Origin of the sequence: Asticcacaulis sp. (assembly GCA_024707255.1) — a bacterium.
GTDB lineage: Bacteria > Pseudomonadota > Alphaproteobacteria > Caulobacterales > Caulobacteraceae > Asticcacaulis.
The window spans coordinates 1,646,983-1,673,798 of the sequence record JANQAC010000002.1 but is presented as its reverse complement, the minus strand read 5'-3'; the positions used below and the strand labels follow the sequence as shown (position 1 = coordinate 1,673,798).

Annotated in this window: 26 protein-coding genes; 14 read left to right on the top strand and 12 right to left on the bottom strand. The window is 59.9% G+C overall.

From position 1 onward, the window contains the following. Positions 1-131: 131 nt before the first annotated feature. Positions 132-1,037 carry a prolipoprotein diacylglyceryl transferase gene (gene lgt, locus NVV72_19345; GenBank protein ID MCR6661363.1) on the bottom strand — a complete coding sequence of 302 codons (906 nt, stop codon included), beginning with the start codon at positions 1,035-1,037 and terminating at the stop codon, positions 132-134. 236 nt (positions 1,038-1,273) lie between these two features. On the opposite strand from lgt, the gene NVV72_19340 reads away from it, so the two are divergent. From NVV72_19340 to proC, 3 genes are all read left to right on the top strand, one after another. Continuing rightward, a complete protein-coding gene (locus tag NVV72_19340) occupies positions 1,274-1,537 on the top strand; it encodes an accessory factor UbiK family protein (protein MCR6661362.1) in 264 nt (87 codons plus the stop codon). Positions 1,538-1,561: 24 nt separating this feature from the next. Then, positions 1,562-2,107: a YbjN domain-containing protein gene (locus tag NVV72_19335; GenBank protein ID MCR6661361.1), complete on the top strand. Its 546-nt coding sequence runs from the start codon at positions 1,562-1,564 to the stop codon at positions 2,105-2,107. Between the two features lie 105 nt (positions 2,108-2,212). Next, a complete protein-coding gene (gene proC, locus NVV72_19330) occupies positions 2,213-3,016 on the top strand; it encodes a pyrroline-5-carboxylate reductase (GenBank protein MCR6661360.1) in 804 nt (267 codons plus the stop codon). A 33-nt stretch (positions 3,017-3,049) separates the two neighbouring features. Here the strand turns inward: proC and NVV72_19325 are convergent, their stop codons facing one another. Further along, positions 3,050-4,135 carry a phytase gene (locus NVV72_19325; protein MCR6661359.1) on the bottom strand — a complete coding sequence of 362 codons (1,086 nt, stop codon included), beginning with the start codon at positions 4,133-4,135 and terminating at the stop codon, positions 3,050-3,052. Between the two features lie 119 nt (positions 4,136-4,254). On the opposite strand from NVV72_19325, the gene NVV72_19320 reads away from it, so the two are divergent. After that, on the top strand, positions 4,255-6,804 hold the full coding sequence (locus tag NVV72_19320) for a TonB-dependent receptor (GenBank protein MCR6661358.1): 2,550 nt from the start codon (positions 4,255-4,257) through the stop codon (positions 6,802-6,804). Positions 6,805-6,898: 94 nt separating this feature from the next. After that, positions 6,899-8,524, top strand: a complete 1,626-nt coding sequence (locus tag NVV72_19315) for an NAD(P)/FAD-dependent oxidoreductase (protein MCR6661357.1) — start codon at positions 6,899-6,901, stop codon at positions 8,522-8,524. Here the strand turns inward: NVV72_19315 and NVV72_19310 are convergent. Both NVV72_19310 and NVV72_19305 read right to left on the bottom strand, forming a co-directional pair. After that, on the bottom strand, positions 8,521-9,891 hold the full coding sequence (locus tag NVV72_19310) for an ATP-binding protein (protein ID MCR6661356.1): 1,371 nt from the start codon (positions 9,889-9,891) through the stop codon (positions 8,521-8,523). The genes NVV72_19315 and NVV72_19310 overlap by 4 nt on opposite strands. A 3-nt stretch (positions 9,892-9,894) precedes the next feature. Further along, positions 9,895-10,608, bottom strand: a complete 714-nt coding sequence (locus NVV72_19305) for a response regulator (GenBank protein ID MCR6661355.1) — start codon at positions 10,606-10,608, stop codon at positions 9,895-9,897. Between the two features lie 150 nt (positions 10,609-10,758). Between NVV72_19305 and NVV72_19300 the strand changes: the two genes are divergently transcribed. Next, positions 10,759-12,063: a NupC/NupG family nucleoside CNT transporter gene (locus tag NVV72_19300; GenBank protein MCR6661354.1), complete on the top strand. Its 1,305-nt coding sequence runs from the start codon at positions 10,759-10,761 to the stop codon at positions 12,061-12,063. 74 nt (positions 12,064-12,137) lie between these two features. Here the strand turns inward: NVV72_19300 and NVV72_19295 are convergent, their stop codons facing one another. Further along, on the bottom strand, positions 12,138-12,413 hold the full coding sequence (locus NVV72_19295) for a PaaI family thioesterase (protein MCR6661353.1): 276 nt from the start codon (positions 12,411-12,413) through the stop codon (positions 12,138-12,140). A 207-nt stretch (positions 12,414-12,620) separates the two neighbouring features. On the opposite strand from NVV72_19295, the gene NVV72_19290 reads away from it, so the two are divergent. The 5 genes from NVV72_19290 to NVV72_19270 all read left to right on the top strand — a co-directional run bounded on the left by NVV72_19290 (position 12,621) and on the right by NVV72_19270 (position 16,614). Further along, positions 12,621-12,881, top strand: coding sequence for a DUF3253 domain-containing protein (locus NVV72_19290; GenBank protein ID MCR6661352.1), 261 nt, complete (start codon positions 12,621-12,623; stop codon positions 12,879-12,881). A gap of 123 nt (positions 12,882-13,004) precedes the next feature. Beyond that, complete coding sequence (locus NVV72_19285) at positions 13,005-14,174, top strand: ABC transporter permease (protein MCR6661351.1); 1,170 nt, start codon at positions 13,005-13,007, stop codon at positions 14,172-14,174. After that, a complete protein-coding gene (locus NVV72_19280) occupies positions 14,174-14,962 on the top strand; it encodes an ATP-binding cassette domain-containing protein (GenBank protein ID MCR6661350.1) in 789 nt (262 codons plus the stop codon). The genes NVV72_19285 and NVV72_19280 overlap by 1 nt, the downstream gene beginning before the upstream one ends. 9 nt (positions 14,963-14,971) lie before the next feature. Further along, entirely contained in the window at positions 14,972-15,907 is a 936-nt protein-coding gene (locus NVV72_19275) for an MCE family protein (GenBank protein MCR6661349.1), read from the top strand. Positions 15,908-15,915: 8 nt separating this feature from the next. Further along, positions 15,916-16,614, top strand: a complete 699-nt coding sequence (locus tag NVV72_19270; GenBank protein MCR6661348.1) for an ABC-type transport auxiliary lipoprotein family protein — start codon at positions 15,916-15,918, stop codon at positions 16,612-16,614. Between the two features lie 149 nt (positions 16,615-16,763). Here the strand turns inward: NVV72_19270 and NVV72_19265 are convergent, their stop codons facing one another. The 6 genes from NVV72_19265 to NVV72_19240 all read right to left on the bottom strand — a co-directional run bounded on the left by NVV72_19265 (position 16,764) and on the right by NVV72_19240 (position 22,703). Continuing rightward, positions 16,764-17,408, bottom strand: a complete 645-nt coding sequence (locus tag NVV72_19265; GenBank protein MCR6661347.1) for a 3-oxoacid CoA-transferase subunit B — start codon at positions 17,406-17,408, stop codon at positions 16,764-16,766. Continuing rightward, complete coding sequence (locus NVV72_19260) at positions 17,408-18,121, bottom strand: CoA transferase subunit A (protein MCR6661346.1); 714 nt, start codon at positions 18,119-18,121, stop codon at positions 17,408-17,410. The genes NVV72_19265 and NVV72_19260 overlap by 1 nt, the downstream gene beginning before the upstream one ends. Before the next feature lie 87 nt (positions 18,122-18,208). Then, entirely contained in the window at positions 18,209-19,429 is a 1,221-nt protein-coding gene (locus NVV72_19255; GenBank protein MCR6661345.1) for an FAD-dependent oxidoreductase, read from the bottom strand. 1 nt (position 19,430) lies between these two features. Continuing rightward, positions 19,431-20,357 (bottom strand): bifunctional methylenetetrahydrofolate dehydrogenase/methenyltetrahydrofolate cyclohydrolase FolD, encoded by a 927-nt coding sequence (gene folD / locus NVV72_19250; GenBank protein MCR6661344.1) that lies wholly within the window; start codon positions 20,355-20,357, stop codon positions 19,431-19,433. Between the two features lie 15 nt (positions 20,358-20,372). After that, on the bottom strand, positions 20,373-21,227 hold the full coding sequence (gene hutG, locus NVV72_19245) for an N-formylglutamate deformylase (protein MCR6661343.1): 855 nt from the start codon (positions 21,225-21,227) through the stop codon (positions 20,373-20,375). Positions 21,228-21,278: 51 nt separating this feature from the next. Next, a complete protein-coding gene (locus NVV72_19240; protein ID MCR6661342.1) occupies positions 21,279-22,703 on the bottom strand; it encodes a GH1 family beta-glucosidase in 1,425 nt (474 codons plus the stop codon). A 179-nt stretch (positions 22,704-22,882) separates the two neighbouring features. On the opposite strand from NVV72_19240, the gene NVV72_19235 reads away from it, so the two are divergent. Continuing rightward, a complete protein-coding gene (locus tag NVV72_19235) occupies positions 22,883-24,697 on the top strand; it encodes a monovalent cation:proton antiporter-2 (CPA2) family protein (GenBank protein ID MCR6661341.1) in 1,815 nt (604 codons plus the stop codon). Here NVV72_19235 and NVV72_19230 read toward each other — a convergent pair. Beyond that, a complete protein-coding gene (locus NVV72_19230; protein MCR6661340.1) occupies positions 24,694-25,326 on the bottom strand; it encodes a response regulator in 633 nt (210 codons plus the stop codon). The two genes, NVV72_19235 and NVV72_19230, sit on opposite strands and share 4 nt — an antisense overlap. Before the next feature lie 139 nt (positions 25,327-25,465). On the opposite strand from NVV72_19230, the gene NVV72_19225 reads away from it, so the two are divergent. Next, positions 25,466-26,503 (top strand): glycoside hydrolase family 43 protein, encoded by a 1,038-nt coding sequence (locus NVV72_19225; protein MCR6661339.1) that lies wholly within the window; start codon positions 25,466-25,468, stop codon positions 26,501-26,503. Positions 26,504-26,608: 105 nt separating this feature from the next. Continuing rightward, positions 26,609-26,791, top strand: coding sequence for a hypothetical protein (locus NVV72_19220; protein ID MCR6661338.1), 183 nt, complete (start codon positions 26,609-26,611; stop codon positions 26,789-26,791). The last annotated feature ends 25 nt before the right edge of the window (positions 26,792-26,816 follow it).

The following is a 26,816-nucleotide window of genomic DNA, read 5'->3' as shown; positions in this document are numbered from 1 at the left end:
GGATGGGTAAATACCGGCGTTTAGAGAGTGTGGTCTTTACCCCTCCGCCTCGACGCGCTGCGACCTGCGGTCTGCGCGTTGCTCGGCACCTCCCCTCCAAGAGGGGAGGATTTATAAGCAGGTATCATGAACTAGCCATCAAGCTCGGCGGTCTCGACAGGCACTTCAGGTTCCGCTTCGGGCTCAGGCACCGGCGTTTTGAGCGCGCGCCAGATCAGGAAGCCGCCGACGGCGACCATGACCAGGGAGAGGGACTGCCCCATGGTGATGATGTTTTTGAAGAAGGGCAGCATCTGTGCGTCGGGTTCGCGGACATTTTCCAGCAGGATGCGGATAATGCCGTAGCCGGCGATGAAGGTGCCCATGATCAGGCCGGGACGATTGAACTTGCGGTAGAAGCTCGCCAACACCCACAGCAGGATGAACAGCAGAAGGCCTTCGCCCAGGGCTTCATAAAGCTGGCTGGGATGGCGCGGCTCCAGACCGGCCGGGCAGATGTCGTTATACTGCTTCTCAATATACTGGTTGCAGAACACCATGCCCCACGGCACATGGGTGACGCGGCCCCACAGCTCGCCATTGATGAAGTTGGCGATGCGGCCGAAGAACAGGCCGATCGGCGCGGCGCAGGCCAGCAGGTCGCCCAGGTTTAGCATTCGCGGCAGGGAGAATTTTTGCGCGCGGCAATAGAGTATGGTGGCCACCGCCACGCCGGTAAAGCCGCCGTGGAACGACATGCCGCCGTGCTGGATCATGAAGACTTCGAGCGGATGTTTCCAGATGATCGACGCGTCGTAGAAGAGAATATAGCCTATGCGGCCGCCGATAATGATGCCGAGCGTGATCCACAGGATCAGGTCGTCGAGCTGGGCACTGCTGACCGGCGCGCGGCGCGGCGCCCACAGGCTTTCTTTCTTTATCAATGCCGCTATATAGAGCCAGCCGCACACAATGCCGGCAATATAGGCCACGGCATACCAACGGATTTCCAGCGGCCCCAAAGGCAACATGACAGGGTTTATATTAGGCATGTTCAAGGGCATAGGGTCTCCGATGGGTTCCGAAGTCTTCGGACTTCGGCAAGCACGACTGTGCGCCCGAGCCTTTGCGAGGAGCCTCGCGGCGACTGAGCGGTATCATACCTGCCTATTAACAACTCTGCTGTGACTCGTCGCCACAAAAGAGAAGCGGTATCGCCAGAATCATGAAAAGTTTGTCGGAAATGAGATAAGCGCCTATATAGACAGCGTCTTATTTCTTCGGAGTGCCTGTGATGCAAAGCCAAAACCCCTTCCTCGACGAACTGGCCAAGATGACCACGGGCGCCATGTCGCTGGCCCAGGCGGCGGGCGAAGAGGCCAAGGCGGCTTTCCGCGCCCAGGGTGATCGCTTCGTTGCTGAAATGGACCTGGTGCGCCGCGATGAACTGGACGCACTGCGGGCCGAAGTGGCTGAACTGCGCGCGGCGGTCGCTGCCTTGTCGGTGAAGCCGAAGGGCAAGGGCGTGAAGCCAGACACCGAAGTGCCGCAAGACTAACTTTTACGTTTAGAACGAGTTTTCATGAATACCCCGCAAACCCTCGACAGCGATGCCCCGTTCGATCCGCTCGACATGGTGGAATCCATCCTGACCGAGGAAGGGCTGGAATTCGAGCGTACGCCGGAAGGCGATCTTGGTTTCGCCCTCGCCGGCGACTGGCGCACTTACGAGATGTGGTTTTCGTGGCGGCCGGAAGGCGATTGCCTGCAACTGTGCTGCTCGCTCGATGTCGAGAGCGGCGTGGGCGTGCCCCTGGCGGAAAACCGCCTGGGCGGGCTTTACGAACTGCTGTGCCTGGTCAATTCGCATGTCTGGTTTGGGCATTTCGAGGTGTTCCGCGATACGGAAGCCGCGGACGGGCAAGGCGTCTATGACGTCATCTTCCGTCATACGGTGGCGCTTAATCCGCTGGAACGCAGTTCGGTCATGGCCAGCGCCCACATGATCAACAGCGCCGCCGAGGCGGTGGATCGTTTCTTTCCGGCTTTCGATTTCTGGTTCAAGGGCGTCAGCACGGCCTCCGACGCCTTTGCCGCCTGTCTGTTCGAGACCAGGGGTGAAGCTTAGGGGCGCGAGGCCTGAATTCATCACTTAGCGGCCCGGCGGGCACTTGCGCCGGTGAGCCGCCAAACCTATTAAAAACGGACGCATCAGTCTGAGGATATCCAAAAAATGAGTCTCGCCAAACCGATCCTTCTTGTGGGCGCCGGGGCGCTCGGCTCCTCAATCCTCAAGGGCTTTCGTGTTCAGGGGCATGTTACGCCCCCGGACGTGATGATCCTCGACCTGAAGCCCAGTGAAGAAGCGCAAGCCTATGCCGCTGACGGCGCGAAGCTCAATCCGCTGCCCGAAACCTGGCACGCCGCGAAAACCATCATCCTCGCCGTCAAGCCGCAGGGCTGGCACGCCGTGGCCCAAATTCTCAGCGGCAATATCGACAAGGCCGCCGTGATTGTCTCGGTCATGGCCGGGGTGACGACTACCCAGCTCAAGCAGGCATTTGCCGGTCATCCCACGGCGCGCGTCATGCCGACCACGGGCGTGGCCACCGGCAAGGGCGTGGCCAGCCTCTATGCCGACACGGCGGCGGGTATGGACGCGGCGCGCGGCCTGTTCGCGCCCATGGCCCAGACGGTGGAACTGGCGGACGAGGACCAGATCAATTCGGCCACGGCCGTTTCCGGTTCGGGGCCGGCCTATGTCTATGCCTTCGTGCGGGCGCTGGAAAAGGCCGGCAGGGCCAATGGCCTGTCATACAGCCACGCCCGCGACCTGGCGCGCGGCACGCTGATTTCGGCGGCGCGCCTACTCGATGAAACCGGTGAAGACCCGGAAGCCCTGATCAAAAAAGTCGCTTCTCCGGGCGGCACGACCGAAGCGGCCCTCAATATCCTGTGCAAGCCGGGCGAAGGGCTGGACGAACTGATCCTTGCGTCGGTTGACGCAGCGCACAAGCGCTCCAAGGAGTTGGGATAAAGAAAAGGCGGCTGCAGATGCGGCCGCCTTTTGTTATTGTATTTTCAGGGCCTTCACGATCTCGTTCCAGTCAACGATCTTGAAGTTTTGGCGCTGACGGGCGGTGGCAGGTGTTTCGCCATCGGTGTCGGAATCGTCCTGCATCACCACGACGCCCTTGCCGTAGGGGCCGACCTGGTCGCCCAGTGCTGCCACGCCATCCGTGCCGGTGACGGCGTCTATGCCGTTGCCCGGATAGACCGAAAAGCGACCCTGATAGGCTGGCGTTTCGCCTTCAACGCGCCAGACCGCGAAGGCGCTGTCGCCTTGGCTTGAGGCGATCAGGAAGGTTTTCTGTCCCTCGCGCAGCAGGGTCAGCCCCTCGATATCGGCTACCAGCTTCTGCGAAGGAAGGGTTTCCAGCGCCGTGCGCGCCGTGCCGCTGACAGGGTCAAGCCCATATTGCCACAGGGCGACATTTTCCTCGGCGATATAGAGGCGTCCGCTGGTGTCATCTACCACACAGCCTTCCGACTGGGTGCCGACGGCGAATTGCCTCACGATACGGGCCTGGGGCTGGCCATTTTCGCTGGTGATGACCGACTGGGTCACATCGCCATTCTTGCCGACCATGATGAAGGTCAGTTGGTTGTCCTTGGTAACACCCATGCAGAAGCCATAGGCTTCGCTGGTCGGCATGGGCACGAAACCCCAGGGCTTCGTTTGCAGAGTAACGGGGTCGAGTTTGAATATTGCCGCTCCGCCCTTGACGCGATCGGAAGCGGCGATGACCGTTTCCGGCAGGCCAGTGAGGGCCAGGTCGCTGCGCAGATCGACATTGTTCATGGGGCCGACGGCCAGGAACTGTACCTGCTTGCCGGTCAGATCATAGACGTAAAGCCCGGCCTTCTTGTCGGTGGCGTAAATCAGGGCGCGGCGGGGATCCTTCGCATCGACCCAGATTTCCGGGTCGTCGGCGCTGTCGAGCGCTTTTGTGGCGACTGCCTCGGTCTCGGCAGCGGCCATAACGGGTGTGCCGGTGCCGTGTGAAACAAGTATAGAGTCCGAGATGAGTTCTTTATGTATAGGTGCGCATGATGATAAACAAGCAACACTTATAAATGCTAAGTTTGTTGTCATAAATCTGTTATAAAATGTTGTGAAATTCATCATCTGCTGTCCTTAATAGCGATCACATCCGTGTAATACCAAAATTTGCATAAATTAAACTGTAAATTTTTTAAATTGTGGGGCTGTTAATGTCGAAAATGAAATATTTGCTTGCCGGCGCCGCCGTGGCGCCTCTCGCATTCACTCTGTCCGCCGGTCAGACACAGGCGCAGGAAGCCATAACCACGGCCGCCGCGGCGGCTGACGCGCCGATCGAGGTTGTCGTCTTCGGCACGCGCGCCGCCGAGCGCCAGTCGATGGAGCAGAAAAAATTTGCTTCGGTTACCAAGGAAGTGGTCACCGCCAATGACGCCGGCAAGCTGCCGGACCAGAATGTCGGTGAAGTGGTGGCGCGTATGCCGGGCGTCGCGGTGGTCGATGATCAGGGCGAGGGCCGGTATGTCGTCATCCGGGGGCTCGATCCGTCGCTCGCCGCCGTTCGTGTCAACGGCCAGGACGCCGCCGCCCCCGAATCCGATACGCGTTCGGTGAAGCTGGACACCATCCCGACCGGCCTGATCGGATCGGTCGAAGTCATCAAGAGCCAGACCGCCGAATACGACGCCAGCGCCATTGCCGGCGCGGTGAATATCCAGACCCTTTCGGCTTTCGATCGCAAGAAACCGTTCCTCAGCGCCCGCTATTCGGCCGGCTACATCGAACTGAACGACAAGACCTCCTACGACACTGATATCTCAGCCGGCACGCGCTTCGGTCCGAACAATGCATTCGGCATCGTGGCCGCGCTGAATGCCTCGCGCCGTCCGCAGGCTTCGGATAATTTCCAGGGCTCCGACAACTGGGTAGACGGCAAGCCGGATGACTGGCGCCTGCGCGACTATTACGTCATCCGCAACCGCCAGGGCGCGGCGCTGAATTTCGACTACAAGCCGAACGATGACGTGCATCTCTATGCCCGCACCCTGTTCTCGCACTTCACCGACATGGAGCAGCGCCAGGAATTCCGCGTCAATCTGGAAGACGCGCTCAATGACGACGGCACGTTCGCCGCCGGCAAGGCCGCCAACCGGAACGCCAAGTATCGTTTTGAAGACGAACATATCGCCACGGTCAATCTGGGCGGTGAATTCACGGTCGGTGCCGGCAAGCTGAAGGTCGATGCCACCAGTTCGACGGCCATCAAGGACGACGATCCCCGTTACAACTTCGCCTATGCGACCAAGAAGAATGCCGTATCGGGCACCTATGACCTGTCCGACCTGCTGTTTAGGGTCAGCCCGAACGACGTGGCCTATGACGCCACCAAATACACCGCCAAGTCGGCGGAACTGGAAGCCGACCACGCCCGCGAGACCCTGACCCAGGCATCGGCCGACTACACCCTGCCGACCTCGGCTTTCGGTGGCGACACCACCTTCAAGATGGGCGCGAAGTATTCAGAGCGTCACAAGCGCAGCGCCGTCGATTACCGCTACTATGATCTCAGCGACATGAAGCTGAGCGATTTTGAATCCTACGATGCCGGCAGCCTCTATGGCCGTGAATTCGGTCCTACGGTCGATTTCCTCAAGTCGCTCGACTACGCCGAAGCCAATGGCCTGATGGAACTGAATGTCGGCGAAAGCATCGCCGATGAACTGGGCGGCGACTATGATGTCCGCGAAAAGGTGGCGGCGGCCTATATCCAGGCCACCATCCGCAAGGGCGACCTGACCCTGATCCCCGGCCTGCGTGTCGAGCAGACCGATGCCACCTACAAGGCCATCGCCTACGATACCGCCGCCATCGAAACGGAAGCGGACCTGGAAGCGGCCGGGGCCTTCAACAGCTTTGGCAAGAAGTCCTATACCGACCTGTTCCCCTCGCTGGTCGGCCGCTACGACTTCAACAACAATTCGCTCGTCCGTTTCGCTGCCACCACCTCGATCGGCCGTCCGAACTATGTCGACCTGGCGCCGCGCGTCGCCGTCAATCATGACGATGACGATATCGAACTGGAAATCGGCAATCCGGACCTTGATCCGCTGACCTCGGTCAATCTCGATGCCGGCTACGAGCACTATTTCGGCAAAAAGGGCATGATTTCGGTCGCCGCCTTCTACAAGTCGATCGACAATCCGATCTTTGTCACCGAGCGCGATGCTGACAACGAGACGATCAACGGCACGCTTTATAACGGCGCCAAGATCACCCAGTCGCAAAACCTGAAGTCGGCCAAGGTTTCCGGAGTCGAATTCAACTTCCTCATGCAGTTCGACAGCCTGCCGGCGCCTTTCGACGGGCTCGGTACCTCGTTCAACATGACCGCGCAGGAGTCGAGCACCGATGGCGCGCCAGGCCGTAGCGAAGATGTGCCGCTGATCTATACCTCCGACCTGACCGGCACCGCCGAACTGACCTATGAAAAATACGGCTGGAACGCGCGCATCGCCTACACCTATCGCTCTAAGTACCTCGATACCCTTGGGGAAAGCCGCGACACCGATATCTATACGGCGGCCAATGGCAAGCTCGATATGAAGATCGGTTATGCGGTTACGCAGAACCTGCAACTGTTCGTCGAGGGCAAGAACCTCAACAAATCGGTGTGGCGTCGCACCATCGGCAATTCCCGTCAACTGGTGGAAAACGAATTCTATGGCCGCACATACCGCGTTGGTGTCTCGGCGAAGTTTTAAACACCTAAACCTGTGCTCAACTGAAGCCCCGCCATCGTGCGGGGCTTTTTTGTCCGCGGTTGCGTGGCGGAGGCATTGCCGGTAAAGCACGGCCATGCTCCGTATCACCGAATTGAAACTGCCGCTCGATCATCCATCCGAAGCCCTGCCGGAAGCGATCTGCGCAAGGCTGGGCATTACCGCGGATGAATTGCTGTCATTCGAGATCGCGCGCCGGGCCAATGACGCGCGGAAAAAGTCCGCCATCCTGCTGATTTATTCGGTGGACGTGGTTCTGAAGGATGAGGCGGGCGTGCTGTCGCGGCTGGCCGGCAATCCCTCCGTGAAGTTGACGCCGGAGACGGAATATCGCTTTATCGGCCATGCACCGGCGGTTAGCCAGAAGCGCCGTCCGGTGGTGATCGGCGCAGGCCCCTGCGGCTTGTTCGCGGCGCTGATCCTGGCCCAGATGGGGCTGAAGCCAATCATCCTGGAGCGCGGAAAGGTGGTGCGCGAACGCACGAAGGATACCTGGGGACTGTGGCGCAGGGGCGAACTGAACCCCGAATCCAATGTCCAGTTCGGCGAGGGCGGAGCGGGGACATTCTCGGACGGCAAGCTTTACAGCCAAGTCAAGGATCCGCGCCATCTCGGCCGCAAGGTGCTGACCGAGTTCGTCAAGGCCGGTGCGCCGCCGGAAATCCTGACCGAAGCCCATCCGCATATCGGCACCTTTCGGCTGGTCTCGATGGTCGAGCATATGCGGCAAACCATTGAAGCGCTGGGCGGTGAATACCGCTGGCAAACGCGCGTAACCGATATCGACATCGAGATCGCCGGGGACAGTACGCGCCAGGTGTGTGGGCTGCACCTGCATGATGGTGGTTACCTCGAAGCCGATCAGGTGGTGCTGGCGGTCGGCCACAGCGCCCGCGATACCTTCCAGATGCTATATGATCGCGGCGTCTTTATCGAGGCCAAACCCTTTTCCATCGGCGTGCGCATAGAGCATCCGCAGTCATGGATCGACATGGCGCGCTTCGGTGCCTGCGCGGGTCATCCGGATCTGGGGGCGGCGGCCTACAGCCTGTCGCACCACTGCAAAAATGGCCGCACGGTCTACAGCTTCTGCATGTGCCCCGGCGGGTGCGTGGTGGCGGCGGCATCCGAACCCGGCCGCGTGGTCACCAATGGCATGAGCCAGTATTCGCGCAAGGAATTCAATGCCAATGCTGGCTTTGTGGTCGGTATTGATCCGGAGCGCGACTATCCCGGCCATCCGCTGGCGGGGATTGAGTTACAGCGGCGGCTGGAATCATCGGCCTTTGTCGCCGGCGGTTCGAATTACCAGGCGCCGGGGCAAAAGGTGGGCGATTTCCTCGCCGGTCGGGCCTCCACCGAATTTGGCCAGGTGCTGCCCTCGTATAAGCCGGGCGTTCATTTGACCGACCTCAGCGAATGCCTGCCGGGATTTGTCATCGAAGCCATGCGCGAGGCCCTGCCGGTTTTCGGACGTCAGATCAAACGCTATGACAATCCGGACGCCATGATGACCGGTGTGGAAACGCGTACCTCATCGCCTATCCGCGTTACGCGCGGTAAGGATCTGCAAAGCCTGAACACGCAGGGGCTTTATCCGGCGGGCGAGGGGGCGGGCTATGCTGGCGGCATCCTGTCGGCGGCTATAGACGGTATCAAGATCGCCGAGGCGGTGGCACGGGAATTGGTGGACGTCGCTTAGCCCGCTGATACCGGCAGGCTGATCACGGCGCGCAGGCCGCCTTGCGGGCTGGTATCAAGCATCAGTTCGCCGCCGTGGCTGCGGACGATATCGCGGGCAATAGCCAGGCCCAGCCCGACACCCTTGATATTCTGGTTGCGCGACTCATCCAGTCTTGAGAACGGCTTGAAGGCTTCCTCGCGTTTTTCCGGCGCAATGCCGGGACCATCATCATCGATAATCAGCCGCAGCTTCTCGCCAGGCGTCACCTCGGCATGAAAACGTACATGCTTGCCGTAATGAAAGCCGTTCATCACCAGATTGGTCAGAGCGCGCTGAACGGCCATTTCGCGGATATTGACGCGCAGGTCCTCGGCCAGGCGTTCGGTTTGCAGCTTGTGGCCGGCACGGGCCACGCTGTCGGTGACGGCATCCATCAGGGCGCGAACCGACACGCTGTCGGTATTCTCGGCCATCTCACCGCGGGCAAAGGCTAGGTACTCGTCGATCATGTAGGCCATTTCGGAGACGTCCTGTTTCATCCGCGTATTTGCCTCGTCCTGCTCTCCCATGGCCAGTTCGAGCTTGAGGCGGGTCAGGGGGGTACGCAGGTCATGGCTGACCGAGGCGAGCAGGGTGGTGCGCTGCTCGATCTGGCGCTGGATGCGCGCCTTCATCTTGAGGAAGGCTTCGGCGGCGGCGCGTACCTCGGTGGCGCCATACGGCTTGAAACCGACATCCTCTTCGCCGCGGCCGAAGCGTTCGGCGGCCTGTGACAGGCGCTCGATGGCGCGCACCTGGTTGCGGATGAACAGCATGGCGATAGTGGTCAGGATGATGGTGGCGCCCAGCATCCAGAAGATGAAGATATAGCCGGTGGTGGCGAAGGCGCGGTCCTTGGGAACGATAAAGCGCAGGACGCCTTCCTTGACCTGCACACGGATATCAACATAGCCGGGATAACGCGTGGTATCGAACCAGTAGACCTCTTCGAGCTGATCGCCCAGCGCCTTGTCTATGGTGCGGTTGAGGGCGATGAAGATCGATTCCCGGCGGTTGAGCGGCAGCTTGTCGCCCTTGCGCAGGCTGATCGACAACTGCATGGTGGTATCGGCCTGGTCGCTGATCTGCCGGAGGTTGGCCTCGGTGGGATTGGCCTCATAGGCGCGCACCGCCCAGGCGATATCTCCGGCCAGCCCCTCCGAAAGCTTGGCCGTGACGGTCTCCCAATGCTTGTCGAAAAACACCCAGGTGATGGCGATCTGCATGATGGCAATCGGCAGGACGATGATCAGCAGGACGCGCGCCATCAGGGTGCGCGGGAAATTACGCTTCAGGACGGCGGGCCAGAATTTGATCTTCGGCAATTTGCGCTTGGGGGAGGCCAAGGTTTAGTCCGGAGCCAGCATATACCCCTTGCCGCGCACGGTTTGCAGATAGCGGGGGTTTTTCGGATCCTGCTCGATCTTGCGGCGCAGGCGGGTGACCTGGACATCGACGGCGCGGCCGGTGGTGTCGACGCTGTCCTTGGCCAGGTCCATGCGGTCGACCGGTACATTGGCGCGTTCGGCCAGGTATTTCAGCAGTTGTGATTCGGCTTCGGTCAGGCGGACCAGCGTGCCGTTCTTGCTGAGTTCCGAGCGCTCCAGGTCGAAGCTGAATGGCCCCATATTGATCGATTTCGGCAAAGCCGGCTTCACCCCGGTGCGGCGCAGGATGGCTTCGATGCGCAGCAGCAGTTCCTGCGGCTCGAACGGCTTGGAGAGATAATCGTCGGCGCCGATCGAAAGCCCCATGATCCGGTCATCGGGCAGGCCGCGCGCGGTCAGGATCAGGATCGGCACATTAGAATTGGCGCGCACCCATTTCGACAGCGAGAAACCATCCTCGCCCGGCATCATGACATCAAGGATCAGCAGGTCGAAATCGAGCAGTTGCAGCATCCGCTTGGCGGCATCGGCGTGAGCGGCGGCGGTGACGCGGAAACCCTGTCGGCTCAGGAATTCCTTCAGCAGGGTACGGATGCGGTCATCATCATCGACCACCAGCAGGTGGCGGGTGGTCGCGTCGTTCTGGGGCGTGCTTTGCCCTGCGGCCAGGCTCATATCGGGGTTTCTTTCTGTCAGAGTGCGCAGTAAACTCTAAACGGCTTTGTTGCACCTGACAGATCACTATTCGTTGAAGTTTGTAAAGATGGCGATATGCGCCGCTGTCACAAAAAATGTGGGTTTCAAAGCTATAGCCGGACGCTTTACATGTCTCGGGAGGCAGCCTTGCCCTTTCATTACGGTCTGGAAAACCTGCAAAGCCTGGCAGGCATTGTGGTCATCATTCTGTTCTGCTGGGGGCTGTCGGAGAACCGCCGTAAATTCCCGATCCGACTGACGATCGGCGCCATCGCCATTCAGGTCGTGCTGATCCTGGCCCTGTTCGCGGTGCCTCAGTCTCACGTCCTTCTGGGCGGTGTCGCCAATGGCATGAGCGCCTTGTCTGATGCCACCGACCAGGGGATGCAGTTCGTCTTCGGCTATATGGGCGGTGGTGATCAGCCTTATGCAGTAACCAATTCAGGCGCGCTGTTCGTCTTCGCGCTCAAGGTTCTGCCGCTGATCCTGGTCATTTCCGCCCTGTCGGCTTTGCTGTGGCATATCGGTGTGCTCAAGATCATTATTCGTGGCCTGGGCTATATCTTTGAGAAGACGATCGGCCTGGGTGGCGCCACCTCGCTGGGCGTGGCCTCCGGTATCTTCGTCGGAAATGTCGAGAGCATGATCATCATCAAGGGCTATCTCGACAAGCTGACGCGCTCGGAACTGTTCGTGCTGGTGGTGATCGGCATGGCCAATGTTTCCGGCTCGACCATGGTGGCCTATGTGCTGATCCTGCAGAACGTCCTACCGGACGCTGCGGGGCATATACTGGCGGCGGCCGTGGTTTCGGCGCCGGCGGGCGTTCTGCTGGCGCGGATCATCGTGCCGGACCTGATCAACCACAAGGTCGAGAAGCTCGATTACGGCAGCGAATTGAAATACGATTCCGCGATTGATGCCGTTTCCAAGGGCACGGTGGACGGCATGACCGTGGCCATGAATATTGCCGCCATCCTGGTGGTGATGGTGGCTCTGGCGGCCCTGGCCAATGCGATTCTGACGGTCATTCCGGCGATCGGCGGCCAGCCGGTAACGGTGGAACGCATATTGGGGCTGGTCTTTACGCCCCTGGCCTGGCTGATCGGCGTGCCGTGGAACGAGGCGGCCAAGGGTGGGGAAATCCTCGGCATCAAGATGGTGCTGACCGAGTTCGTTGCCTTTCTGAAACTGGCGGCGATCCCGTTGGCCGACATGACGCCGCGCACCCGCATCCTTCTGACCTACGCCACGTGCGGCTTTGCCAATATCGGCTCGGTCGGGATCACGGTGGCCGGTTTCGGCGCCCTGATGCCGGACCGCCGCCAGGAAATCATCAGTCTGATCTGGAAGGGTTTGGCGGCGGCTTTCCTGGCCACCTGCCTGTCAGCGGCCATTGTCGGCGCCCTGCCGAATGCGGTGTATGGGCTTTGACCTCCGCGTCTTAGCGGCAAGGGCGGCCGCCCGTCCGAGCTGTTGCGAGGTAAGCCATGCGGCTTGAGCTCTAATTAAGCATCCCCGGAAGGCTTGGCGGCCAGGCGTGACATGATGCCGGAATAGCTCAGCAGGATACGGTCGCCGCAGGTCAGTTGCCCGCGGCCGAAGATCACCGACTTGCCGACGCGGGTTATTTCACCCGTCGCCACGATGATGTCGCCTTCGCGGCCGGGGCTCAGGAACTGGGAGTCGAGTTGCAGCGTCACCGCGCCGCCATCGGCCAGGTGGGGCAGGGCGAAGACAAACAGAGAGGTATCCGCCAGGGTCAGCAGGCAGCCGCCATGCACCGTGCCGCCGCCATTGAGATGTCGCTTTTTCCGCCTTGAACGCCACTTTGACGTTGGCGGGATCGTCCGACTGGTAGTAATAGGGCCCCACCAGGCCGTTGAAGGTGTCGCTTTCGGGCGCTATCACCCAACCGGCAAACTCGCCTTCGGTTATTTTTTCATACTGGCTGGCGTCGGCGCTCATCATCTTACTCCGGAGAAATGCCCATGTCACAACTCGTCGAAGAGACCCTGTTTGATCTCTTATCGCATGTGCGAAAGGGTGACTCCATTAGCCCCAATGAGGTGGCCAAGGCAATAGACGCCATCAACTGGCGGCGGGAATTGCCGAAGGTGCGCGCGGTGATCATCGGTCTGGCGCGTCAGGGAAAACTTGAGGTCTTGCGCAAGGGTAAGCCGATTGAACCCGAAGGTTTCAAAGGGGTTTATCGGGTGAGGCTGCCGCAGGGCGAAACACAGTCTGTATAAAAGTGAACAGTGCTGTACGGTTTTTTCGCCTTCACTATTGCCATTTTATCAATATGCGGCATGTATGATCGGGCATCACGCGCAGAATGAAGCCATTTTAAAGTCAGCCGATTTAAAGTCAGAATGAACAGGGCGACCTCCAAACCGATCAAGGCTGAGTTTACCATCACGGCGCCCGCAAAAGGCGGCGACAGCGTGGCTGTCCTCAATCTGAGCGGCCAGTGGATCATTACGAGCCTGGAGGGCATCGCGGCACGGATGCAGGCGGCGCTGAAAAAGTACGACAAGGTACAAGTCACGACAGACGGCTTGGAAGCGCTTGACAGCGCCGGCGCCTTTGCCCTGCATTACGCCCTGACCGACAAGCTCGACGGCGAAATTTTCGCCGGCCATGATAACTATGCGCGGCTCTTTGCCCTGGTCGGGGCCAATCGTCCGACCATGGATACCTACAACCGGGAAAACCCGGAAGTCAAAAAGTTCTGGCTGCATCCGGTCTATTACGGACTGGTCCATCTTGGGCAGTTGATGTCGGGCTTCTGGCGCGGTTTCATCGCCCAGTCGGTGTTCATGGGTCATGTCATGACCCTGATCATGCTGTCGATCGCCAGGCCATCACGCGTGCGCTGGGCGCCGCTGTTCAATGTCATGCAGCGGGCCGGGCTTGAGGCCCTGCCGATTGTCGCCGTCACCAACCTGTTTGTCGGGGCGGTGCTGGCCTTCCTGATGGTGCTGTCGCTGAAAGCCTATGGCGGGGCGGTCTTCTCCATCGATTTCGTCTCCATCGGCGTCATGCGGGAGTTCGCGCCGGTCATCGCCGCCGTATTGATCGCCGGACGCTCGGCGTCGGGCTTCGCGGCCGAAATCGGCTCCATGAAGATGAACCAGGAAATCGACGCCATGCGGGTCATGGGCATTGATCCTTATGAGGCATTGGTCCTGCCGCGCGTGGTGGCCCTGGTCATCATGACGCCGCTGGTGACCTTTATCGGCACCCTTGCCGGTCTGCTGGGTGGGTCTTTGGCCATCTGGGGATCGCTCGGTCTGGGGCCGCAATATTTCGTGCAGCGGCTTTATGACTATGTGCCGACCGTCAACCTGTTCGTTGGCATGGTTCGCACGCCGGTGTTCGCCGTTACGGTTGCCGTGGTCGGCTGCCGCCTCGGCATGTCGGTCAAGGATGATGTGATCAGTCTGGGCCGTCAGGTGACCAAGGCCGTGGTGCAATCCATCTTTCTGATTTTCATGATCGACGCCATCTTCGCCATGCTTTTCAACGGGTTTACGTTCTGATGAAAAGGAAGGTCGTCCCCCCTCTGAAGGAAGAATGTGAAGACCCGATCATTATCACGGGCCTGAACAACAGCTTTGGCAGCCATGTCGTCCATGAAAACCTCGACCTGACCGTCCGGCGCGGTGAGATTTTGGGCATTGTCGGCGGCTCCGGCTCCGGCAAGACGGTGCTTCTGCGGTCCATCCTTGGGCTGCAAAAGCCGACCGCTGGCGATATTCATTTGTTTGGCCATCGTCTTTATGAAGGTAATGACGAGAAGACGCGCCAGATCCAAGCCAAAACAGGGGTACTTTTCCAGAGTGGGGCCTTGTTTTCCAACCTGAGCGTGGCGGAAAACATCATGGCGCCGATGATGGAATTTACCCGCCTGAGCCGCCGCGAGGCGCGCGCCGTGGCGCTGTTGAAAATGTCCATGGCCGGTCTGCCGCTGACCGCCGCCGACCTGGCGCCTTCGGAGCTTTCCGGCGGCATGATCAAGCGCACGGCATTGGCGCGGGCCCTGGCGCTGGATGCGCAACTGCTGTTTCTCGACGAACCGACGGCGGGCCTCGATCCGATCGGCGCGGCGGCCTTCGATACGCTGATCCGCGAACTGGCGGGCAGCCTCGACCTGACGGTCTTTATGATTACGCACGATCTTGATAGTCTCTACGCCATCTGTGACGAAATCGCCGTGCTGGCGGATCGGCATGTGGTGGAGAAGGGGCCTGTCTCGCAACTGGAAAAATCTTCGCATCCGTGGATACACGAGTATTTCCACGGTCCACGCGGACGGGGGAAGAAGTAGGAACACGATATGGAACGTCAAGCCCATTATGCTCTGGTCGGTCTCGCCACATTTGCCCTCGCGCTTGTGCTGACTGTCTTTGCCTTCTGGTTCATCCAGTTCGACTTCAACAAGAGCTTCGGCACCTATGAGGTCGAGTTCAACACGCCGGTCGACGGCCTGACCAAAGGGGCGGAAGTCCACTTCAATGGCATCAAGGTCGGTGAGGTGACGGGCCTGCGTCTCGGCAATGCCAATACCCATCAGGTGATCGCCACGGTGCAGCTTGATGAAGGCACGCCGGTACGCGTCGATTCCGTCGCCTCTCTGGAGCCACAGGGCATTACCGGGCTTTTCTACATGCAGATTTCGCCCGGTTCGGCCAATGCGCCGCTGCTGAAGCACAAGCCGGGCGCGCCGCCACCATTGATCCACAGTCAGGAAAGCGCGCTCTCGAAGCTCTTGTCCGGCTCCGGTTCGGTGATCGAAAATACCTATGAGAGCCTGAACCGCGTCAATCGCCTGCTGTCGGACCAGAACATCAAGACCTTCTCGGACAGCCTGAACAATCTCGAAGCCATCACCGCCGAACTGAAGGGCCGCGAGCAGATGATCGATGACGCTCACGCGGCCATTGTCAGCGCTGGCGAGGCGGCCGATGCGGTGACGCGCCTGGCCAATTCGACCAATGGCGTGGCCTCTGACAAGCTGCCGCAGACGCTCGATCAGATCAATGCGGCCACCAAGAAACTGGCCGATGCCGCCGATCATGTGGCGACCCTGGCCGATGCCATGAAGGCACCGGCGGACCAGCTTAATTCGACCACCCTGCCGGAGTTGCAGGAAAGCCTGCGCAACCTCAATGACGCCTCGGAATCGGTCAAGGATCTGGTTGATTCCGTACAGGCCAGCCCGCAGGGCCTGATCAACAAGCCCGTCGCCAAGGAAAGAAAGGTGAGCCAATGAGTGCGCTTATGAAAACCCTGAAGACGACGGCTGTTCTGGGCGTTGCTATAGCGCTTACTGGCTGTGTGACCCTGCTGCCCAAGACCAAGCCGGCCCAGCTTTATCGCTTCGGCTATACGCCGGAGATGGTCGAGCAAAAGGCCGAGGCGGCGGGCACGGCCGGCCGCGCGGTTGGCATGGCGCCTACGGGCATTGTGTTTGGCACCGTTACCTTCCCGCAGGACAGCGCCGGCGATCGCATCGTTACAGTGGAAGGCAGTGAGGTCGCCTATGTGGCCGAAGCGCGCTGGACCTCGGCGGCCTCTGGCCTCTTCAAGGACGCGATCTCGACCGGCTTCGCGCGTGGCGGCCAGACGGTGACGCTTGAACCGCGAGGGCCGACGGCAGCCAATTTCCGCCTCGATATCAGCGTGCGCAAGTTCGAGACGGACTATAAGCGCAATCGCCCGACGGTTTCGGTGGCGCTGGATGCGCGTCTGATCCGACTGTCGGACCGTATGGTGGTGGGGCAGAAATTCATCAGCGCCGATATTCCCGTGCGCAAGAGCGATATGTCGCTGATGGCGGACGGTTATAACCAGGCGACGACCCAGGTGGTGACCAGCCTGATCGATTTCAGCGAGGACGCCCTGGCCAGCTATGCCCAGACGGCGATGCCTCAGGAAATGGCGAAACCATCGGCGACGCAGAAGGTTGAGGGGCTGTAAGTCAGTAAGAACCCCCACCACCACGCCTTTCAGGCGCGGTCCCCCTCCCCACCAGAGGTGGGGAGGTATAGAAAGGGCATTCTTTATACCTCCCCGGCTATGCCGGGAGGGGGACCATCAAGCGTAGCGCAGATGGTGGGTCTTCTTACTTAAGCCAGCGCCACTTCGTAAGCCGCTTCGGTCTTTTCGGCGATGTCTTCCAGCGTCACATCCGGCGCCAGTTCGATCAGTTTCAACCCCGAACCATCCGGCTTGACTTCGAACACACCGAGATTGGTGATAATCAGATTGACCACGCGCGTGCCGGTCAGCGGCAGGGTGCAGGCTTTCAAAACCTTCGATTCGCCGTGCTTGTTGGCATGGTCCATGACCACGACGACACGCTTGACGCCGGCTACCAGATCCATGGCGCCGCCCATGCCCTTGACCAGCTTGCCGGGGATCATCCAGTTGGCGATGTCGCCGTTTTCGGCCACTTCCATGGCCCCCAGGATGGTCAGGTTGATATGGCCGCCGCGGATCATGGCAAACGAGTCCGATGACGAGAAATAGCTCGTCTCGTCCAGCTCGGTAATGGTCTGCTTGCCGGCATTGATCAGGTCGGCATCGATCTCATCCTCATAGGGGAAGGGCCCCATGCCGAGCATACCGTTTTCCGACTGCAGCGTGACCGTCATACCTTCGGGGATATGGTTGGCCACTAGGGTCGGGATACCAATACCGAGATTGACGTAGAAGCCGTCCTGCAATTCACGGGCGGCGCGCTTGGCGAGGTCATCGCGGGTCCAGGGCATTATACTTCTTCCTTTGCGCGGATGGTTCTTTGCTCGATACGTTTCTCGAAAGTGCCCTGCACGATGCGGTCGATATAGATGCCCGGCGTATGAATTTTATCCGGATCAAGTGAGCCGACCGGCACGATTTCCTCGACCTCGGCGATGCAGACCTTGCCGGCCGTCGCCATCATCGGGTTGAAATTGCGCGCTGTCTTGCGGAAGATCAGGTTGCCGCGGGCATCGCCCTTCCACGCCTTGATGATAGAGAGATCGGCGACGAGGCCGGTTTCCAGCACATAATCGCGGTCACCGAACCGTTTGATTTCCTTGCCATCGGCCACGATTGTGCCGACGCCGGTGGCGGTATAGAAGCCGGGAATGCCAGCGCCGCCAGCGCGGATACGCTCAGCCAAAGTGCCCTGCGGATTGAACTCCAGCTCCAGTTCACCGGCGAGATATTGCCGCTCGAATTCCTTGTTCTCGCCGACGTAAGAACTGATCATCTTCCTAATCTGCCGGGTTTCCAGCAACTGGCCGAGGCCAAAGCCATCGACGCCGGCATTGTTGGAGATGACGGTGATCCTCTTCACGCTGGAATCGCGCAGGGCCGCGATCAGATTTTCAGGGATGCCGCACAGGCCGAAGCCGCCGGACATGACGGTCATGCCGTCGAAGGTAAAACCTTCAAGCGCGCTTTTGGCGTCGGGGAAAACTTTGGGGGAACTGGACATCGAATCCTCTTTGGTGAGGTGTATTTGTGCCGTGAGCTAAGCGCAAATGGCGGCGAATGTCACTTCAAATTGTGCGCTGCCAGATGGTTACTTTTGCAAGTAAGGCTTCAAAGAAACTTCCGGATCGGCGATGGTGTCATCCAGGGCGACGCCCTTGGCGATCAGCAGCTTGGCAGCCATGAAATCGGCCGGTTTGCTGACGCATTCGGCGGCCATCAGGCGACCTGTGCCGTCAAGGTGGAAGACGCTGAAGGCGCCGCTGGTCAAATCACCACGGACAATGGCCCGTGTATCGGGGCGCAGAAGACCGGCGATTTGCAGTTTGAATTCATACTGATCCGACCAGAACCATGGCGTCTCCACGACCGGCGGTTTGTAACCAGTAATGGCGGCGGCGGCCTGCTTGGCCTGTTCGAGCGCATTGGGCACGCTCTCCAGCCGGAAACGGCCGTCATAGATGGGCAGGGTGCGCGAGGTCACATCGCCGATGGCGAAGATATCCGGATCACTGGTGCGGCCCAGTTCGTCGACCACAATGCCATTTGCGCATTCGAGCCCTGCCGCCTGCGCCAGATCGTCATTGGCCAGGGCGCCGATGCCGACCAGCAGCAGGTCGAACTCATGCGTGCGGCCGTCGGCAAGATGGACCACTTTTTTATCGCCCTGGCCGATTGAAAGCTCGGTAATCGCCGCTTCCGTAAAGATACCGACACCACGCCCCATGTGCATTTCGGTGAAGAAGTTCGACAGCGCGGGGGAGGCGACACGCGCCAGGATGCGGCTTTCGCGCTCGAAAACGGTAACCTCGCAGCCGAGATGACGCGCCGAAGCGGCGGTTTCCAGCCCGACATAGCCGGCGCCGATCAGGCCTATACGGTGACCGGGCTGGAGGGCATTCTTGAGCGCTTCGGCGTCATCGAGCGTGCGCAGCAGGTGATGCGGCACGCGGTCGGCGCCAGGCACCGGGAATGGGCGCGCTTTCGAGCCGGTGGCGAGGATCAGATAGTCATAGGGCAGGGTGATGCCGCCCAGCAGGGTGACGGTCTTGCCGATGCGATCGATAGACACCGCCTGTGTATTGACGTGGGCATCGATGTTCTGGTCGGCATAGAATGTGTCGCCACGTAGGTAGAGGTCATCGAGCGAGGCTTCGCCCTTGAGCCAGGCTTTGGACAGCGGCGGGCGCTGATAGGGCAGGTAGGGTTCAGCGCCGATCAGGGTGATATGGCCAGTGTAGCCGTACTGACGCAGGAACCCCGCCGCCGACCCGCCGGCATGTCCGGCCCCGATGATGACGACACCCGACATACTAAACGCCGTCCGGAACCGGCAGATGGTTCTGCAGGCAGAAGGCCTTGATGGTGTTGTTGAGCAGGCAGGCTATGGTCATCGGACCGACGCCCTTCGGCACGGGCGTGATGGCCAAGGCGCGGTCTTTCGCGCCATCGAAATCGACATCGCCGACCAGCTTGCCTTTACCATCCACCTCAATGCGGTTGATTCCGACATCGATCACATAGGCGCCGTCTTTTACCCAGTCGCCGGCGATGAATTTCGGACGGCCGACGGCGGCCACCAGGATATCGGCGCCCTGGCAGACTTCGGCGAGGTTTTTGGTTTTCGAGTGGGCGATGGTGACGGTGCAGTCCTGATTAAGCAGCAACTGTGCCATCGGTTTGCCGACGATGTTGGAGCGGCCGACGATGACGGCATTCTTGCCGGCCAGCGTATCGCCATGTGCGGCGGCGGCATCCTTCAGCAGCATCAGCGAACCCAGCGGCGTGCAGGGCACGATGCCGTCAAGACCCACGGCCAGCTTGCCGGCATTGATGACGTGAAAACCATCGACATCCTTGTCCGGATTGATGGCGTCGATCACCTTCAGAGAGGACATGTGCTTCGGTAGCGGCAGTTGCACCAGAATGCCATTGACCACGCTGTCGCGGTTGAGATCATCGATGATCTTCAGTAGTTCATCTTCGGAAGTGGTGTCGGGCAGGCGGATGGTGCGCGATTCCATGCCGATCGCCAGGGTCATTTCGCCCTTGGACTTGACATAGACCTGGCTGGCGGGGTCTTCACCGACAATGACGACCACGAGGCAGGGCGTCAGACCGTGCGTCGCTTTGAGGTTGCTGACATGGATAGCCAGGCGATCTCGCAGGGATTTGGCGTAGCCGGCGCCGTCGATGATATTGCCGCGCTCGGCTGTTTTCTGGTGGAAGGGGGAACTCATGGGGACACCTGCAATTTAAAGGGCCGCCACAAGCGCCTCGACGAGCGGGCGCAGGGTGTTACTTAAGGGGGCGGCGATGCCAGCGTCATACAGGTGCGGCGTGTTCGAGTCTAGGTAAGTGTCCTGAACAATTTCAATCTGGAGGGCCTGAATCTCTTCAGATAAGGCCCCGTAGTGACGCGTGGTGTAGCCGCCCTTGAAGCGCTCATCGAGCACATGGCTGTAGCTATTTGTTTTTGCTCGCCAATCCTGCAAAGCTTTAAGTGTATTTCCCCGCAGGGTAGCACCGGAATTAGTGCCGAAATTGAGATCGGACAGGCGGCCTTCAAACAGGCTGGGGATCATGCCGCGGATCGAGTGGGCATCGATGAGAAGTGCCTTGCCATGGCGCGCCACGGCAGCGTCGAGCGTGGCTCTAAGCTGGTCATGATAGGGCTGCCAGTAGGTCTCGCGGCGAAAGTCGATTTCTGCGGCGCAAGGATTATGCCCTTCGGGATAGATCGGGTTCTGGTCGAAATCGCTGACCGGGCAGAGGCCGGTTTCGAACTGGCCGGGATAGAGATTGGCGCCGGCCGGATCGCGGTTGAGATCAACGACATAGCGAGAATGGGTGGCGAAAAGCGTGGTGGCACCCAGGTCTCTGGCGAAATCGAACAGGCGGTGAACGTGGAAATCGGTCTCGCGCACGGCCCGGCCGGTCTCGTTCAGCTTCGCGGCGATGTCCGGTGGAATATAGGTGCCGACATGGGGCGCGGCAATGACGAGCGGCAATGTGCCTTCGGTAAAATCGAAGACGGGATGGTCTGTAGACGGAATATTATCGGCTGACGGCATGGTTTCAGTTGAACCTATGCCGGTGCTGGCTGTCAAGGTCGCGCGTGGTCGGGACCGGAGAGTTACCCCGGTCCCTGCGCTCTCAGATCAGACGATCCGACCTTGGCGGATGACCTCCCTGTACCAGAGCGCGCTCAATTTTGGCGTGCGTTTCTGGGTGGCGAAATCGACATAGTGGATGCCGAACCGCTTGGAATAGCCATCCGCCCATTCGAAATTGTCCATCAGGCTCCACAGGAAGTAACCCTTGAGCGGATAATCTTCCGCGACGAGGCGGCGGAATTGGCCGAAATAGTTGCGCAGGTACATGACCCGATCGACGTCGTCGATATGGCCATTGATAACGGGATCGTCGGCTGAGGCGCCGTTTTCAGAGATATAGAGCGTCTTCGGGCTCCACAGTTCACTGACCATCCGCGGTCCCCAATAGGCGACTTCCGGACCGACCACCAGCCACGGCGAGGCCATGCGCGGCGACGAAGCAATATGCGGAATGGTGACATAACCGCTGGGGCCATCATCGGCGCGCACCCATTCGGGCGTATAGATGTTGAGCGCCACGAAATCGAGCGGGCTGGAAATCGCGGCCATGTCGCCGGCCTGCACCTTCGGTGCGGCGGCGCCCTGTTCCGTCAGGTATTCGTCGATATAGCGCCCTTCCATGATGGCGGTCAGGAACATGGCGTTCTTCTCGCGCGTCGCCTTTTTGGCAGCGGCGATATGTTCGGGCGTTTCCATTACCGGGCAGTAAAAGACCGTATTGTCTGCCAGTCCGACCTGAGTGCCCGGCTTGGCCTGGGAGCGTATGGCTTGTACGCCCAGACCATGCGCCAGAACGCCATGGTGGCGGACCTGATTGACCTCCGCCGCATCCAGCTTCAGCCCCGGTGCATGGATGCCGACCTGATGACCGAGATCGGTGAAACAGCGCAGTTCATTGACGGTCATGAAATTATGCACGCGGTCCGACAGCTTGCCTGCCATGAAGCCTGCATAGTCGGCGAAGGCCAGGGCGGTATCCCGATTCTGCCAGCCGCCGGGCAGGGCTTGAGGCAGGTCCCAGTGGAACAGGGTGACATAGGGCTCGATCCCGGCCGCCAGCAGCGTGTCGACGACCCGGTTATAGTAGTCGATTCCCTTCTGATTGGGTGTGCCGCGGCCTTCCGGGAAGATGCGTGACCAGGCCAGTGACATGCGATAGGTGCCGACGCCGAGGTTCTTCATCAACTGAACATCATCGGCATAGCGATGATAGCTGTCACAGGCCATGTCTCCATTGTCACCATTGGCGACCTTGCCCGGTGTATGGCTGAAAACGTCCCAGTTTGTCTGGCCGCGCCCGTCTTCCTTCACGGCGCCTTCGATCTGGTAGGCGGCGGTGGCGACACCCCAGCGGAAATCCTTGGGAAAGCTCAGATCTACGGGGGCGGCCTTCGCGGAGCCGATCAGGCTCGCGCCCGCCAAGCCCGTAGCAAGCCCATATCCCAGTTGACGCCTGTTGATATTGGTCATGGTATCCTCTCAAATTTTATTTTTATGGTCCGGTCACTCTCCGATGTTTCCGGGATATCCGCAAGAGCCGGATATGGGCGCAAAGACGAATGACAAAGGGCAGGAAAAGCTTGTCATTCCGGCCGCCATACCTAGATACTGCGCTTTCACGGATTTAGGGCAGATTCTGCGGGCGCGGCATGGACATACATCTTTTACTCAACGTGTTCGTCTTCCTGCTGGCGGGCTGCGTGGTCGTGCCGCTGGCACAGCGTTTCCGGCTCGGATCGGTGCTCGGTTATCTGATCGCCGGTATCATTATCGGCCCGTTCGTGCTTGGCCTGATCGGCGAGGCGGAAAAGGTCATGCACTTCGCCGAATTCGGCGTCATCATGATGATGTTCCTGATCGGCATGGAACTGGAACCGGCCATTCTGTGGCGCCTGCGCAAGCAGATTGTCGGCCTGGGCGGCCTGCAGGTGGCCCTGACCGCCCTGGCCCTGATGGTGACCGGCGTGCTGCTTGGCCATTCGTGGCAGGCGTCTCTGGCGGTCGGCATGGCGTTGGCCTTGTCCTCCACCGCCCTTGTCATGCAGATGCTGCGTGAAAAGAACCTGACTCATACAGTCGTCGGGGAAACTTCCTTCGCTATCCTGCTGTTCCAGGATATCGCCGTCATCCCGATCCTGATCATCATCCCGCTACTGGCATCCAGCCTGCATCTCAGCGTTCTGCCGGCGGCCGGCGAGCATTCAACCAGCCTGATCGCCCACTGGCCGGCCTGGCTGCAGCCGGTGGCGGTGGTGACGGTGATTGCGGGCGTGATCTTCAGCGGAAAGTACCTGTCGCGCTATATCTTCGGCGCCATTGCCCGCGCCAACCTGCGCGAGGTCTTCACGGCCGCGTCGCTGGCCCTGGTCATCGGCGTCACCATCCTGATGGAACTGGTGGGCGTTTCCCCGGCGCTGGGCGCCTTTATCGCCGGGGTGGTTCTGGCCAATTCGGAATACCGCCGCACCATCGAGACCGATATCGAGCCGTTCAAGGGCCTGCTGCTCGGCCTGTTCTTTATCTCGGTCGGCATGGGCATGGATTTCACCGTCCTGATGGCGCATCCGGTCGGGCTGATCGCCGCGGTGGTCTGTGTCATGGTGGTGAAGGGCCTTCTGCTGTTCGGGCTTGGCCGTCTGTTCAGGCTCGATACGGCCCCGGCCCTGGGGCTGGCCTTCGGTCTTTGCCAGGGCGGCGAATTCGCCTTCGTCCTGCTGCAGATGATCGGCGGGTTGAAACTGATCGATCCTGAAATCCAGAAATTCCTGGTCCTGCTCGTGGCGCTGTCGATCGCCCTGACGCCGATCCTGGTCGCCATCTATGGCCGATATATCCAGCCGATGTTCATGAGCACCTTGCCGGCCCATTATGACGAGATCGACGAGCATAATGGTGTGATCATCGCCGGTTTTGGTCGCTTCGGTCAGATCGTCGGCCGTTTCATGGTCAGCCAGGGGGTAGAGATTACGGTTCTGGAAAAGAGCCCGGAACAGGTGGAGTTACTGCGCAAGTTCGGCTCGAAAGCCTATTTTGGCGATGCCACGCGGCTGGACCTGCTGCGGTCGGCCGGTGCCGAGGAGGCGCGGATGCTGGTGGTGGCGGTCGACGATGCCGACAGCGCGGTGGAAATCGTCAAGCTCGCCAAGGAGAATTTCCCGCAGCTCAAGATCTTCGCTCGTGCCCGCAATCGCCGCCACGCCTTCGATCTCGATCGTGCCGGCGCCGACTATTATCACCGCGAACTGCTGGATTCGTCCCTGACCATGGCGCGCGACGCCATGATCGCGCTGGGATACCCCAAGGCGGATATCGAGCGGCGGGCGAAGAAATTCCGCAATCACGACATCGAAACGCTGAGGCGCTCTTTTGCCTTCTTCGAGAGCGAGCCGGACATGATCAATTTCGCCCGGCTGTCACGCGAGGAACTGGAAGGTATCCTGCGCGAGGACCAGCAGGACGTTTAAGCGGATGAGATGGCGGCCAGCCGGCTTTCTAATTCCGTGGGGTTGAACGGCTTGGCGACATATTCGTCCATGCCGGCATCGAGGCACCGCTCGCGGTCGCCGGAAAGCGCGTGGGCTGTGACACCGATGATCGGCAGATGCGGGCGCCGTTCCTGACGCTCGAAATCGCGGATCGCCATGGTGGCTTCGATCCCGTCCATGTCGTGCATCTGCACGTCCATGAGGCAGGCGATATAGCGGTTGCGTCGGGCCAGGGTGACGGCTTCGACCCCATTGTCGGCGACATCGTAGTCATAGCCAAACTTTTCGAGATAGGTGGCGACCACCAAGGCATTGGGGGCATAGTCATCAACCAGCAGGACTTTTGGCCTGGTGTCGTCGGGCGGCGGGGAATGCGGCAGATCAAGGTCGGCAGAGGCGGGGGGCGAAGCATAACCGTGCGTTTCCAGCAAATGCTCCACCTGGTTCCTCAGCGTGTCGACTGACGCCTTGAGCGTGCGAATAAATGCCCTTTGTCTGTCGGTCAGGGGCTCGCTTTGGGCCAGCAGATCGCACAGGCCGAGCGCGGCGCTCATCGGCGATCGGATGTCATGAGCGATACTATCTTCCGTTAATTGTCTGTCAGACATCATCCGAACCTTGTGCGAGCAGGTGAAACAAGGATGCGGCTAGGTGGATAAGGGATCAATGAGGATAAAGCCCTGCATTATCGGTGGCTTGTCAACAGGGGAGAGCCTGCCTATGGTCTACGGTACAGGGAGAACAGGGATGCAAAAAACGGCCGCAATGGCGCTGGCATTTTTAGGTTTGGTGGCCTTTCCGGCGCTGGCCGCCAATCCGATCGTGCCGGGTTGGTATGCCGATCCGGAAATCCGCATCTTTGCGCACCAATACTGGATTTACCCGACCTTTTCGGCCGAGGCCACGCCGACCGCATCCGCCGAGCTGAGCGATGCGCAGAAAAAACTACGTGCCAATCCGAAGATATGGTCGCCTTTCCTGAAGCAGACCTTCATGGACGCGTTTTCCTCGGATGATCTGGTCCATTGGCAGAAACATCCGCATGTGCTGGATGTGAAGAATGTCCCTTGGGCGGCCTACGCCTTGTGGGCGCCCTCGGCCATCGAGAAGGACGGCCAATATTATTTCTTCTTCGGCGCCAATGATGTCCATGCCGGTGAATTGGGCGGCATAGGTGTCGCGGTGTCGGATCATCCGGAAGGCCCATTCAGGGATGCGCTGGGCCATCCGCTGATCGGCAATATCCATAATGGCGCCCAGCCGATCGACCAGATGGTTTTCCGTGACGATGACGGTCAGTATTACATGTATTACGGCGGCTGGAAGCACTGCAATGTGGTCAAGCTGGCGCCGGATCTGAAAAGCGTGGTGCCATTTCCCGATGGCGAAACCTACAAGGAAATCACGCCCGATCCGCAATATGTCGAAGGATCTTTCATGATAAAGCGCAAGGGCGTTTACTACCTGATGTGGTCCGAGGGGGAATGGACCGGTCCTGATTACAGCGTGGCCTATGCCATGGGGCCGACGCCGTTTGGCCCCTTCAAGAGCCATGGCAAGATCCTCCAGCAGGATATGCGGATCGCGCGTGGCGCCGGGCATCATTCGGTGGTCAATATTCCCGGCACGGATGACTGGTACATCGTTTATCACCGCCGGCCTCTCGGTGAGACCGATGGCAATCACCGCGAACTGGCCATAGAGCGGATGATTTTCGAGCCCGATGGCCATATCCGGCCGGTGGTGATGACCAATGAAGGCGTTACGCCACGGCCTTTGCCTTAATCCGGGGCTTGATCTGGTTTGTGGCTTACCCGCCTGTTAACCGTCTGTCTTAAAAAGGCGGCAATGCCGCTGTGATATGTGGTGGTCAGTCACAGGAGTATCCCCATGCGCGCCGCCATCGCCGAAGACCTGCCGGAAGTATCCCCCGCCATCGCCGCCCTGAGCGGCTTTATCATGGTGTGTCTGGTCCTGCTGGTGCTGGAGGTCGGTCTGATGATGCGCAGCCACGCGGATTACAGGTCTCAGCCGATGAAGACGCATACGGCCTGGCGCAGTCTGACCCATTAGACGGTTTCAATCTGGAAAAAGTGGA

What these genes read in the sequence shown, in the direction of transcription:
- NVV72_19230 (MCR6661340.1), bottom strand. Translation starts at nt 25,326, where the DNA reads ATGTCTGACAGACAATTAACGGAAGATAGTATCGCTCATGACATCCGA.
- NVV72_19325 (MCR6661359.1), bottom strand. Translation starts at nt 4,135, where the DNA reads ATGACAACAAACTTAGCATTTATAAGTGTTGCTTGTTTATCATCATGC.
- NVV72_19335 (MCR6661361.1), top strand. Translation starts at nt 1,562, where the DNA reads ATGAATACCCCGCAAACCCTCGACAGCGATGCCCCGTTCGATCCGCTC.
- NVV72_19270 (MCR6661348.1), top strand. Translation starts at nt 15,916, where the DNA reads ATGAAAACCCTGAAGACGACGGCTGTTCTGGGCGTTGCTATAGCGCTT.
- NVV72_19315 (MCR6661357.1), top strand. Translation starts at nt 6,899, where the DNA reads ATGCTCCGTATCACCGAATTGAAACTGCCGCTCGATCATCCATCCGAA.
- NVV72_19240 (MCR6661342.1), bottom strand. Translation starts at nt 22,703, where the DNA reads ATGACCAATATCAACAGGCGTCAACTGGGATATGGGCTTGCTACGGGC.
- NVV72_19290 (MCR6661352.1), top strand. Translation starts at nt 12,621, where the DNA reads ATGTCACAACTCGTCGAAGAGACCCTGTTTGATCTCTTATCGCATGTG.
- NVV72_19280 (MCR6661350.1), top strand. Translation starts at nt 14,174, where the DNA reads ATGAAAAGGAAGGTCGTCCCCCCTCTGAAGGAAGAATGTGAAGACCCG.
- NVV72_19220 (MCR6661338.1), top strand. Translation starts at nt 26,609, where the DNA reads ATGCGCGCCGCCATCGCCGAAGACCTGCCGGAAGTATCCCCCGCCATC.
- NVV72_19285 (MCR6661351.1), top strand. Translation starts at nt 13,005, where the DNA reads ATGAACAGGGCGACCTCCAAACCGATCAAGGCTGAGTTTACCATCACG.
- NVV72_19260 (MCR6661346.1), bottom strand. Translation starts at nt 18,121, where the DNA reads ATGTCCAGTTCCCCCAAAGTTTTCCCCGACGCCAAAAGCGCGCTTGAA.
- NVV72_19265 (MCR6661347.1), bottom strand. Translation starts at nt 17,408, where the DNA reads ATGCCCTGGACCCGCGATGACCTCGCCAAGCGCGCCGCCCGTGAATTG.
- NVV72_19300 (MCR6661354.1), top strand. Translation starts at nt 10,759, where the DNA reads ATGTCTCGGGAGGCAGCCTTGCCCTTTCATTACGGTCTGGAAAACCTG.
- NVV72_19225 (MCR6661339.1), top strand. Translation starts at nt 25,466, where the DNA reads ATGCAAAAAACGGCCGCAATGGCGCTGGCATTTTTAGGTTTGGTGGCC.
- NVV72_19275 (MCR6661349.1), top strand. Translation starts at nt 14,972, where the DNA reads ATGGAACGTCAAGCCCATTATGCTCTGGTCGGTCTCGCCACATTTGCC.
- NVV72_19340 (MCR6661362.1), top strand. Translation starts at nt 1,274, where the DNA reads ATGCAAAGCCAAAACCCCTTCCTCGACGAACTGGCCAAGATGACCACG.
- NVV72_19305 (MCR6661355.1), bottom strand. Translation starts at nt 10,608, where the DNA reads ATGAGCCTGGCCGCAGGGCAAAGCACGCCCCAGAACGACGCGACCACC.
- proC (MCR6661360.1), top strand. Translation starts at nt 2,213, where the DNA reads ATGAGTCTCGCCAAACCGATCCTTCTTGTGGGCGCCGGGGCGCTCGGC.
- NVV72_19255 (MCR6661345.1), bottom strand. Translation starts at nt 19,429, where the DNA reads ATGTCGGGTGTCGTCATCATCGGGGCCGGACATGCCGGCGGGTCGGCG.
- folD (MCR6661344.1), bottom strand. Translation starts at nt 20,357, where the DNA reads ATGAGTTCCCCCTTCCACCAGAAAACAGCCGAGCGCGGCAATATCATC.
- NVV72_19320 (MCR6661358.1), top strand. Translation starts at nt 4,255, where the DNA reads ATGTCGAAAATGAAATATTTGCTTGCCGGCGCCGCCGTGGCGCCTCTC.
- NVV72_19235 (MCR6661341.1), top strand. Translation starts at nt 22,883, where the DNA reads ATGGACATACATCTTTTACTCAACGTGTTCGTCTTCCTGCTGGCGGGC.